Raw genomic sequence first — 8,865 nt, 5'->3', positions numbered from 1 at the left:
GTTCACGAAGGCCCCCAACACTGTTGGGGGCCTTCGTCATATCCGGACGAAGACAGCCGAGTGCTGAACCACGGTCCGCTGCCGGTGACGGACGGGAGTTGTCCTGTCAGGCTGAGGAGCATGACTCTGCAGACCGCTTTCACCGAGAACATGTCGATTCGGCATCCGATCGCGCTGGCTCCGATGGGCGGCGTGGCCGGAGGGGCACTGGCGGCGGCGGTCTCCGAGGGCGGCGGGCTCGGATTGATCGGCGGTGGCGGAGGCGACCGCGAGAAGCTGGCACCGGAGCTGGCGCTCGCGCGTGACGCGACCGAGAAGCCCTGGGGTATCGGCTTTCTCCTCTGGGGGTTGACCCCCGACGTTCTCGCCTGGGCACTGGAGTTCGAGCCCGCCGCGGTCCTGCTGTCGTTCGGTGATCCGGCACCGTTCGCGGACCGGATTCGTGCCGCGAATACGAAGCTGATCGTGCAGGTGACCGATATGGACGAGGCCCGCCGCGCGGTGGATGTCGGCGCCGACATCATCGTTGCCCAGGGTCGTGACGCCGGTGGGCACAGCGGCGGGAAACCCATGGGCACGATGTCGTTCGTTCCGGCGGTGGTCGACCTGGCCGGTGCGACACCGGTGCTCGCGGCCGGTGGCATCGCGGACGGCCGCGGACTGGCCGCCGCACTGGCGCTGGGCGCGTCGGGCGCGCTGATCGGCACCAGATTCGAGGCCAGCCTGGAGGCATTGGTATCGGCCGAGGTCAGCAAGGCCTTGCTCGATGCCCACGGCGCCGACACCGAACGCAACCGCACCCTGGACATCGCTCGCGAGTCCCCCTGGCCGGACCGCTATCCCGCCCGTACTCTCCGCAACGACTTCCTGGACGAGTGGCGAGACCGCGACGACGAACTACGGGCCGACGAGGCGGCCCGGCGCGAGTACCGAGAGTTCGCGGCCCGCAACGACCTCACTGCGGTTCCCGTATGGGCGGGCCAGGGCGTCGGCCTGGTGACATCCGTCGAGCCCGCCGCGGATATCGTCCCGGCGATCGCGACCGCGGCCGAGAGGATTCTCGCCCGCCTCGGTGGACGCCCGAGTGCGCCGGGATAGATCGCCGCCGTCGGCATCGAGCCCGCTACGGACTACCCGCGCTTGTACAACTGGTGCCAGCGCTCGATGAGCGCGGGCATCTCCTGCGCCATGAAACCGTAGAAGTCTTCCAGGATGCCGCTGCCCTCCGTCGAGATCCACTGTGCGCGAGACGATCCGGCCCGGATGCAGGCTTCCCGCCTCGATCATGGAGAGCATGGTGCCGAAGCGCTGTCCCTGCATGCCGAAGGCGCTTTCGACGAACGCGAGGGTCATCCGGTCCGGCGGTGTGGGTCTTCATCGAGAGCTGTCGGGTTGTCGCGTGTCCGAAGGTGGACGGTCGGTAGGGGATCGCGTCAGGATCTCGTGCCGGTGAACCCGGTGATGCGGTGTGGGGTTACTCGGACGATCAGGCGGTGCACGGTATTCGGTTCGAGCGGTGGGTCCGCATCGACGTACTTGTGGGACAGGCGCATCGGAAGGGTCTTCTCGGGGTCGTCGATCAGCTCCGCGATGCCTGCTATATCGACTGTGCGGTAGGGGTTTTCGGCGTCGATGACGGTGAGGCTGACGCGGGGATCGCGGGCCAGGTTGCGGCCCTTTCGGCGATTCGTCGTGGTGGAGAACACGACCGCGCCGTCGTCGGCGTCCAGCCAGACCACAGAGGTGTGTGGCGACCCGTCGGCGTTCAATGTCGCGACGGTGGCGAAGTTCTTGCCTTCCACCAGCATTCGGGTCGCGTTGTCGAGTTGGACCGCCTCGGGTTTCCCCACCATCTACGGTGTAACCGCCGCACGGCGTCGAAGATTCCGCCACCCCGGGCGTCGGGTAGGTGCACCTGGCGTGTGGGCTCAGCGAGGAGGATTCGCCCGATCACGAGACCGCCTGCGCGCGAGGCTCCTTCGGCGACCGCCGCCGTCACGCCGGTGCCGCCGCCGCAGAGGACGGTCGGCCCGGCCTCGGCCAGTAGGTGGCCGACCTCGGCGGCGTGGGCGGCCTCGGTGTCGGTGCAGTCGCGCGGGCCGCGAACTGGATGGGTGGGTGGTTCATCGCCCGGTGGTCAGCTCCTTGCCCAGGGCGTCGAGCTGGTCGCCGGTGCCGTGTTCGCGCCATTCCGGCTTCTCGTGGCCGTCGAGGTAGGCGCCGTGCTCTGTGAGCGTGAGGCGCGTACCCGATTCTGCCGCAACGAATTCCACGGTGGTGACCGATACGGTCGTCACCGTGTCGCCGCTGCGCATGGTGGAGGTGTAGGCGATGCGCTCGCCGGGGACGATCTCGTGATAGGTGGTCTCGAAGGCCAGTTCGTTGCCGTCGTGGGTGCCCGCGGCGAGTTCGCGGCCGCCGACACGGAAGTCGAGTTCGTGCCGCCCGTTGCCGCCGGCGAACCAGCGAGCCTTGGTCTCCGGATCGGACCATGCGGCGAACACCTCGGCGGGGGCGGCGGGGTACTCGCGTTCGTGGGTGAACGTGGCGTGGACGACGGAATGCTGTGTCATGACCTACTCCTTGTCTTCGGTGTTCTCGGCGAGCACCGCGCCGAGCGCGTCGAGCCGGTGCTCCCAGCCGGTGCGGCGCGCATGTAGCCACTGTTCGGCGGAGCGCAGCGCATCGGGTGCCAGCTGGCAGGTGCGAACCCTGCCGACCTTCTCGGAGTGGACCAGCCCCGCCTCCTGCAGTACCTGCAGGTGCTGGACGACCGCCGCCAGCGACATGTCCAGCGGCTGCGCCAGCGTGCTGACCGCCGCCGGTCCGCTGGTCAGCCGCTCGAGCAGCGCCCGGCGGGTGGGGTCGGCGAGCGCGCGGAAGATGAGATCCAGCCGCTCCGATCGGTTAAGCACCTACTTGAGTATAGGGAGCGGCGGCGGATAGTCAAGGAGAGACTTAACTATTGCTGCCCGCTCCCCGGCAACCCTTTCGCGTCACCTCGAGCCGAAACCTGTTCTCGTATCTGCGGGCTGGCTACCTTGATCTTCGAAGGTCACGAGTATCAGCGTCTCGAGCCCCGGCTCGCTGATCGGCAACCCTCGCGCAGCGGTGGGGTGCCCCGGGTGACGACCTGGCCGAGCCCGCACGGGTCCGGCAAGCGCTGTTGTTCGCACGCCCGGCGCGTGGTTACGCGGCCGGTTGCGGTCGTGCGCCCGCTCCGGCAGGGATGTAGAGGAAATCCGGTGATGAGTGGGACGTGGACCGGGCCGAAGCGGCTGCGGTGGGTGACGGGTGCCGCGGTGGCGGCGTTGGCGGCCGGATTGCTGTCCGGCTGCAGCGATTCCGGCGCGAGCGACACGGTCTACTTCGGGGTGTCGGGCCCCAGGACCGGGCAGTCCGCCGAATACGGGCGGCTGTGGCAGCAGGGTTTCGATCTGGCGCTGCGGGAGGTCAATGCCGCGGGCGGGATCAACGGCAAGAAGGTCGCGCTGAAATGGGAAGACTCGCAGTCGGATCCGAAGCAGACGGTGCCGATCGCCACCAAGTTCGTCGGCGACAGGTCGATCATCGCCGAGCTCGGTGACTTCTCCTCGCCCGCCTCGATCGCCGCCTCGCCGGTGTACAACCGGGGCAAGCTGCTGCAGTACGGATTCACCAATTCCGCGGCCGACTTCACCAAGGGCGGTGACTACTCGTGGAGCCCGTCCATCACCCAGGACGTGTACCAGGAGCGCAACGCGCAGTGGGTACGGCAGGCCGGAGGCCGGAAGGTCTCGGTGGTGTATCTCGAAACCGACTGGGGCAAGCAGTCGTTCGGATACTTCCAGAAGGCGGCGAAGGACAAGGGGATCGATATCGCCTATTCGTCCCCGATCCTGCCCGACTCCACCGACTTCCGGCCGATCCTGATCAAGGCGCGTGACGCCGCCCCCGATGCGGTCGTGCACCTCGGGTACGGGCCGGACGGCGCGCTGGTGATCAAGCAGCTGCGCGATGTCGGATTCACCGGGCCGTTCTACGGCGGGCAGAACACTCCGCAGTTCATCCAGCTGGCCGGTCCGGCGGCCGAGGGCGACATCATCAGCGGCATTTTCAGCCCCTCCGATCCGGACCCGCGAGTTCAGGAGTTCACCGCCAGGTTCCGTTCCGAATTCGGCACCGACCCAGGTGATTTCAATGTCTACGCCTACGACGCCATCCAGGTGTTGGTGAAGGCCGCCAGGGCGGGCGGGGCTACCCGCGAGGGCATCGTGCAGGGGTTGCGCGACGTCAAGGACTTCAGCGGCATCGGCCTCGGACCGTCCTTCGCGTTCGATCAGCAGAGCCGGCGGCCCAGCGGCGTGCAGCCGATCGAACTCCAATTGCGCGACGGGCGATTCGTACCCGCCGCCGCACAGGGCCGGTAAGCGCCGTGTTCGACACGCTCGTCGCGGGGCTGGTCCATGGAAATGCCTACGCGCTCATCGCCGTCGGCATCACCTTGATCTTCGGGGTCAGCAACGTCATCAACTTCGCCCACGGGGCGATCTTCGCCTTCGGATCGGTCCTGGGCTGGTGGCTGATCGCCGAACACGGTGTGCCGCTGTGGCTTGCGATCATCCTGGTGGTCGCGGCCACCGCACTGCTCGGCGTGGCCATCGACGTGATCGCGGTGCATCCGCTGCGCCGGGCACCCGCGATCGCGGCGCTCCTGGCGACGGTGGCGGCCGGGCTGATCATCGAGAACGTGGTGGCCATCGTGTTCGGGCCGGACACCCGGCCGTTCCCACAGGTGCTGCCCACCAACAACTTCCAGATCGGCGGCGTCCGGTTCGGCACCTCGGATCTGGTGATGTTCGGTCTGACCCTGTCGGCGATGGCCGGGCTCTGGGCGTTCCTGCGCTTCAGCCGATTCGGCCTGGCGATCCGGGCGACCGCGCAGGATCCCGATGCCGCCGTGCAGATGGGCATCGGTGTGAGCCGAATCCAGGTGTTGTCGTTCGCGATCGCCTCCGGCCTGGGCGGGCTGGCGGGCATATTCGTCGGCCTGTACAACTCCAACATCTCCCCGACCAGCGGCAGCATCGTGGGAATGACGGGATTCGTCGCGGCCACCGTCGGCGGGCTCGGGTCGCTGCCAGGTGCGGTGCTCGGCGGGTTCGTGCTCGGGACAGTCGAGGCGTTCGGAATCTATTGGCTCGGAGACGGATACCGGGATCTGATCACCTTCGGTCTCTTGGTGATCTTCCTGGTACTGCGGCCGGGTGGACTCCTGGCGCGGCCGCCCGCCATCGAATCCGAGCCGATGACCGGCACTTTCCTGGGCGCCGGGCGGGAATTGCCGGTCCGCTGGTGGCACGTCGTACTCGTATTCGCCGTGGCCGGCATCGCAATCCCACTGGTGGCCGACAGCTACGCGCTGTCGGTGGGGACGCAGATTCTGGCCTACGCGATCATCGCGGTATCGATGACGTTGGTGGCGGGAGCGGCGGGCCAGCTGGCGATCGGGCAGGCGGGTCCGATCGCGATCGGCGCATACACCTCGGCGGTCCTCACCGTCACCTACCACTGGGCATTCCTTCCGGCCTTGCTGGCGGCGGGAGTCGTTGCGGCCGTGGTGTCGTCGGTGCTCGCCGCGCCGCTGTGGAAGCTCGGTGGACATTACGTCGCCATCGCCACGCTCGGCATCGGGATCGTCACGGTCGCGCTCATCCGCAACTGGGAGCCGGTGACGCAGGGCAGCTACGGGATCTTCGGGATTCCGGCGCCCAGCCTGTTCGGTTACGAATTCGCCTCGCAGGGCGCCGTATTCGTACTCGACCTGGTGTTGCTGGCGGCGACCCTGTCGGTGATCGTCCGCATCCAGCGGTCACGGCTGGGCACCGCGATCCGGTCGGTCGGCGCCGACGAACTCGCGGCGCGCGCATCGGGAATCGCGGCGCGCGACTACAAGGCGCTGGCATTCGCGCTGGCCGCCTTCTTCTCCGGGATCGGTGGCGCGCTGCTGGCGCATCAGTATTCCTACATCGATCCGACCGTGTTCAACCTGTCGATGTCGTTGCTGGTGGTGACGATTCTGGTGCTCGGCGGCACCGCATCGCCGTACGGTGCGGTCCTGGGCGCGGTGGTGCTGATCGGTGTGCCGGAAGCGCTGCGCCTGGCACCGCAGGCCCGCATCGTGCTCTACGGCGTGGTGCTGCTGTTGATCATCCGGTTCCGGCCGCAAGGCATTCTGGTGAGGAGGCAACGTGTCCCTGTCACAGCATGATTCGGTGCTGACGGTATCCGGACTGCGCCGCTCGTTCGGTGGCGTCCATGCCGTCGACGGCATCGACTTCTCGGTCGCCCCCGGCGAATTCGTCTCCGTCATCGGACCGAACGGGTCCGGCAAGAGCACCACGATCAACCTGATCTCGGGCATCCTGAAGCCCGATTCCGGCGATATCCTGGTGCACGGCAGGCGCATTCGGCACGGCAGCCCGGAGGCCGCCGCGGCCGCGGGTATCGCGCGGACCTTCCAGAACGGCCGGGTATTCGGCAACCTGAGTGTGCGCGACAACGTCGATATCGGCCTGCACACCACGCTGCGCGCGACGCGTCCGCTCCGATCGCTGACCCGCTACCCGGTGCTGCGCTGGGCGGCGCTGCTCGCGGAGGTCGCGGTGGCCCTGGTGCCGACGCCGCGGGTGCGGGCCGAACGCCGGGACGCGCAGGCACGCATCGATGCGCAGCTGGCCCGGTTCGGCGATCGGCTGACCCCACGTGCCGAGCATCCGACCCACACCCTGTCCTATGCCAATCGGCGGCGCACGGAGATCGCGCGGGCGCTGGCGCTGGAACCGGCGCTGCTGTTGCTCGACGAACCGGCGGCCGGAATGAATCAGACCGAGACCGCCGAGATCGGCAGGCAGCTGGCGCGATTGAAGGAGCAGGGCGCCACGGTGGTGCTGGTGGAACACAAGATGGATCTGGTACACGAACTGTCGGACCGGGTGCTGGTGCTCGATGAGGGACGCATCATCGCCGCGGGAACCCCCGAGGAGGTGCTCGACGACCCCAAGGTGATCGAGGCATACCTGGGCCGCCGCCGGGCGGCGACACGGGAGGCGGTGCCGAATGTCACCGTCTGACGATGCCCTGCCGATTCTCGAATTCGACGGCGTGACAGTTCATTACGGGCCATCGCGGGCATTGAACGAGGTATCGCTGCGGATTCGGCCCGGTGAGATCGTCTCGCTGCTGGGCGGCAACGCGTCCGGCAAGTCGACGACGATGAAGACCGCGCTGGGCCTGCTGCGTCCGACCTCGGGCACGGTGCGCATCGACGGCCGGGACGTGACCGGCGCGCCACCCGCGGCCCGAATCGCGGCCGGGCTCGCGTCGGTCCCCGAGGCGCGGCGGGTGTTTGCGGCGATGACCGTCGAGGAAAACCTCTATGTGGGCGGCTACATCCGCAAGGAACGCCGCGCCGTGCTGGCGGCGCGGGCGGCGGAACTGTTCGAGCACTTTCCGCGGCTGGCGCAGCGGCGCGGGCAGGCGGCGGGCACCCTGTCGGGCGGCGAGCAACAGATGCTGGCCTTCGCCCGGGCGCTCATGAGCAGGCCCCGGTTGATCTGCATGGACGAGCCGACGATGGGCCTGTCGCCGCTGTTCGTCGATCGTGTGCTCGACGAAATCGCCCGGCTCAACCGCGATCTGGGGCTGGCGATCCTGATCGTCGAACAGCAGGCCGAGTTGGCGCTGACCATCGCCCACACCGCGAACGTGCTGCGCGGCGGCGAGATCGTGCTGCGCGGCGCCGCGGAAGATCTGATCGACGATCCGGCGGTGCGCGATGCGTATCTCGGAAAGGTGGCGCAATGACGATGACCAAGAGGCTCGGCCTGTTCACCCGGTTGGTGCGCAGCGGGCCGCACGAGGATGCGGCGACCGTGTACCGGGAGGCGCTGGAGCAGATCGAACTCGCCGAACGGCTCGGCTACGACGTGGCCTGGGTCGCCCAGCACCACCTCGACGCGGACGAGGGCGGGCTCCCATCGCCGTTCGTATTCCTGGCGCACGCGGCCGCCCGCACGACGCGGATCCGGTTCGCCACCGGCATCGTCACGCTGGCGCTGGAGGATCCGGTCCGAGTGGCCGAGGACGCCGCGGTACTGGATGTGCTGTCCGGGGGTCGCTTCGAATTGGGTTTCGGCGCAGGCGGTTCCGCGCATGCCTTCGAGCTCTTCGAGGTGGCGGGGGCGGACCGGCAGCGGGTGTATGCCGACAAGCTGGCCCGGGTGAACGCCGCCTTGGGCGGCGCCCCGCTGGTCGGGGAAAGGACACTGAATCCGCCCGGGGACGGATTGCGGAAACGCCTGTGGCAGGCCACATTCTCCGCTTCGGGCGCGCACCGTGCGGGCACGGCGGGTGACGGCCTGCTGTTGTCGCGAACGCAGCCCCGCGATCCGGTGGCGCCGGAGGCGGCCCTGTGGGAGGTTCAGGAGCCGTTGCTGGACGCGTACCACGCGGCGCTTCCCGCGGGCGTGCCACCGCGAATCGGCGCCTCCCGCAGCGTGTTCGTCGCCGACAATCGGGCCGAAGCCGTCGCGCTCGCCGAGCGGAGCACCGAACGCTATCTCGCGCACCTGCGCCGCAGCGGCGGACCCGATCCGGCGCGGACCGTGGCCGAGGCGCTGCGCGACTCGTATATCGGCACCCCGGACGATGTCGTCGAACGCATGTCGTCCGACACCGCTCTGGCCGGGTCCACCGATGTCGTCGTGCAGGTCTATCCGGCCACGCCGGGACACGAGGCCGTCCTGCGATCGATCGAGCTGATCGCGAGCAAGGTTGCACCGCAACTGGGCTGGTCACCGCATGCCTGAGCGGGGCGAAATAGAG

Annotated in this window: 10 protein-coding genes, 1 pseudogene and 1 riboswitch; of the genes and pseudogenes, 6 read left to right on the top strand and 5 right to left on the bottom strand. The window is 68.4% G+C overall.

The window, feature by feature from the left end:
* Window positions 1-120: 120 nt before the first annotated feature.
* The gene (locus NM1_RS25230; RefSeq protein WP_068024606.1) at window positions 121-1,098 is read left to right on the top strand and encodes an NAD(P)H-dependent flavin oxidoreductase; all 978 of its coding nucleotides are present in this window, start codon (window positions 121-123) and stop codon (window positions 1,096-1,098) included.
* Window positions 1,099-1,130: 32 nt separating this feature from the next.
* Here the strand turns inward: NM1_RS25230 and NM1_RS44825 are convergent, their stop codons facing one another.
* The 5 genes and pseudogenes from NM1_RS44825 to NM1_RS25215 form a co-directional block, all read right to left on the bottom strand.
* A complete protein-coding gene (locus NM1_RS44825; protein ID WP_507762182.1) occupies window positions 1,131-1,211 on the bottom strand; it encodes a hypothetical protein in 81 nt (26 codons plus the stop codon).
* 222 nt (window positions 1,212-1,433) lie between these two features.
* Window positions 1,434-1,853 (bottom strand): PPOX class F420-dependent oxidoreductase, encoded by a 420-nt coding sequence (locus tag NM1_RS25225; RefSeq protein ID WP_068024602.1) that lies wholly within the window; start codon window positions 1,851-1,853, stop codon window positions 1,434-1,436.
* Window positions 1,766-2,092: pseudogene (locus NM1_RS43100) on the bottom strand (SLOG cluster 4 domain-containing protein); the annotation flags it as partial. The gene NM1_RS25225 and the pseudogene NM1_RS43100, both read right to left, overlap by 88 nt.
* 31 nt (window positions 2,093-2,123) lie before the next feature.
* Window positions 2,124-2,573, bottom strand: coding sequence for an SRPBCC family protein (locus tag NM1_RS25220; RefSeq protein ID WP_068024599.1), 450 nt, complete (start codon window positions 2,571-2,573; stop codon window positions 2,124-2,126).
* 3 nt (window positions 2,574-2,576) lie between these two features.
* Window positions 2,577-2,915: an ArsR/SmtB family transcription factor gene (locus NM1_RS25215; RefSeq protein WP_114699530.1), complete on the bottom strand. Its 339-nt coding sequence runs from the start codon at window positions 2,913-2,915 to the stop codon at window positions 2,577-2,579.
* 138 nt (window positions 2,916-3,053) lie between these two features.
* A riboswitch (SAM riboswitch) is annotated at window positions 3,054-3,169 on the top strand.
* Between the two features lie 79 nt (window positions 3,170-3,248).
* Between NM1_RS25215 and NM1_RS25210 the strand changes: the two genes are divergently transcribed.
* The 5 genes from NM1_RS25210 to NM1_RS25190 are packed head-to-tail and all read left to right on the top strand — an operon-like array spanning window position 3,249 to window position 8,849.
* Entirely contained in the window at window positions 3,249-4,409 is a 1,161-nt protein-coding gene (locus NM1_RS25210) for an ABC transporter substrate-binding protein (RefSeq protein WP_068024596.1), read from the top strand.
* Window positions 4,410-4,414: 5 nt separating this feature from the next.
* Complete coding sequence (locus tag NM1_RS25205; RefSeq protein WP_068024593.1) at window positions 4,415-6,250, top strand: ABC transporter permease; 1,836 nt, start codon at window positions 4,415-4,417, stop codon at window positions 6,248-6,250.
* A complete protein-coding gene (locus tag NM1_RS25200; protein WP_068024590.1) occupies window positions 6,231-7,112 on the top strand; it encodes an ABC transporter ATP-binding protein in 882 nt (293 codons plus the stop codon). Before NM1_RS25205 ends, NM1_RS25200 begins: the two co-directional genes overlap by 20 nt.
* Window positions 7,099-7,845, top strand: a complete 747-nt coding sequence (locus tag NM1_RS25195; protein WP_068024586.1) for an ABC transporter ATP-binding protein — start codon at window positions 7,099-7,101, stop codon at window positions 7,843-7,845. The genes NM1_RS25200 and NM1_RS25195 overlap by 14 nt, the downstream gene beginning before the upstream one ends.
* On the top strand, window positions 7,842-8,849 hold the full coding sequence (locus NM1_RS25190) for a putative FMN-dependent luciferase-like monooxygenase (protein WP_068024583.1): 1,008 nt from the start codon (window positions 7,842-7,844) through the stop codon (window positions 8,847-8,849). Before NM1_RS25195 ends, NM1_RS25190 begins: the two co-directional genes overlap by 4 nt.
* Window positions 8,850-8,865 lie beyond the last annotated feature (16 nt).

This window comes from Nocardia mexicana NBRC 108244, assembly GCF_001613165.1.
Taxonomy (GTDB): domain Bacteria; phylum Actinomycetota; class Actinomycetes; order Mycobacteriales; family Mycobacteriaceae; genus Nocardia; species Nocardia mexicana.
The sequence above is the reverse complement of the archived record's forward strand: the minus strand, read 5'-3'. Positions and strand labels throughout refer to the sequence as shown.

What these genes read in the sequence shown, in the direction of transcription:
- NM1_RS25195 (WP_068024586.1), top strand. Translation starts at nt 7,099, where the DNA reads ATGTCACCGTCTGACGATGCCCTGCCGATTCTCGAATTCGACGGCGTG.
- NM1_RS25225 (WP_068024602.1), bottom strand. Translation starts at nt 1,853, where the DNA reads ATGGTGGGGAAACCCGAGGCGGTCCAACTCGACAACGCGACCCGAATG.
- NM1_RS25220 (WP_068024599.1), bottom strand. Translation starts at nt 2,573, where the DNA reads ATGACACAGCATTCCGTCGTCCACGCCACGTTCACCCACGAACGCGAG.
- NM1_RS25210 (WP_068024596.1), top strand. Translation starts at nt 3,249, where the DNA reads ATGAGTGGGACGTGGACCGGGCCGAAGCGGCTGCGGTGGGTGACGGGT.
- NM1_RS25230 (WP_068024606.1), top strand. Translation starts at nt 121, where the DNA reads ATGACTCTGCAGACCGCTTTCACCGAGAACATGTCGATTCGGCATCCG.
- NM1_RS25190 (WP_068024583.1), top strand. Translation starts at nt 7,842, where the DNA reads ATGACGATGACCAAGAGGCTCGGCCTGTTCACCCGGTTGGTGCGCAGC.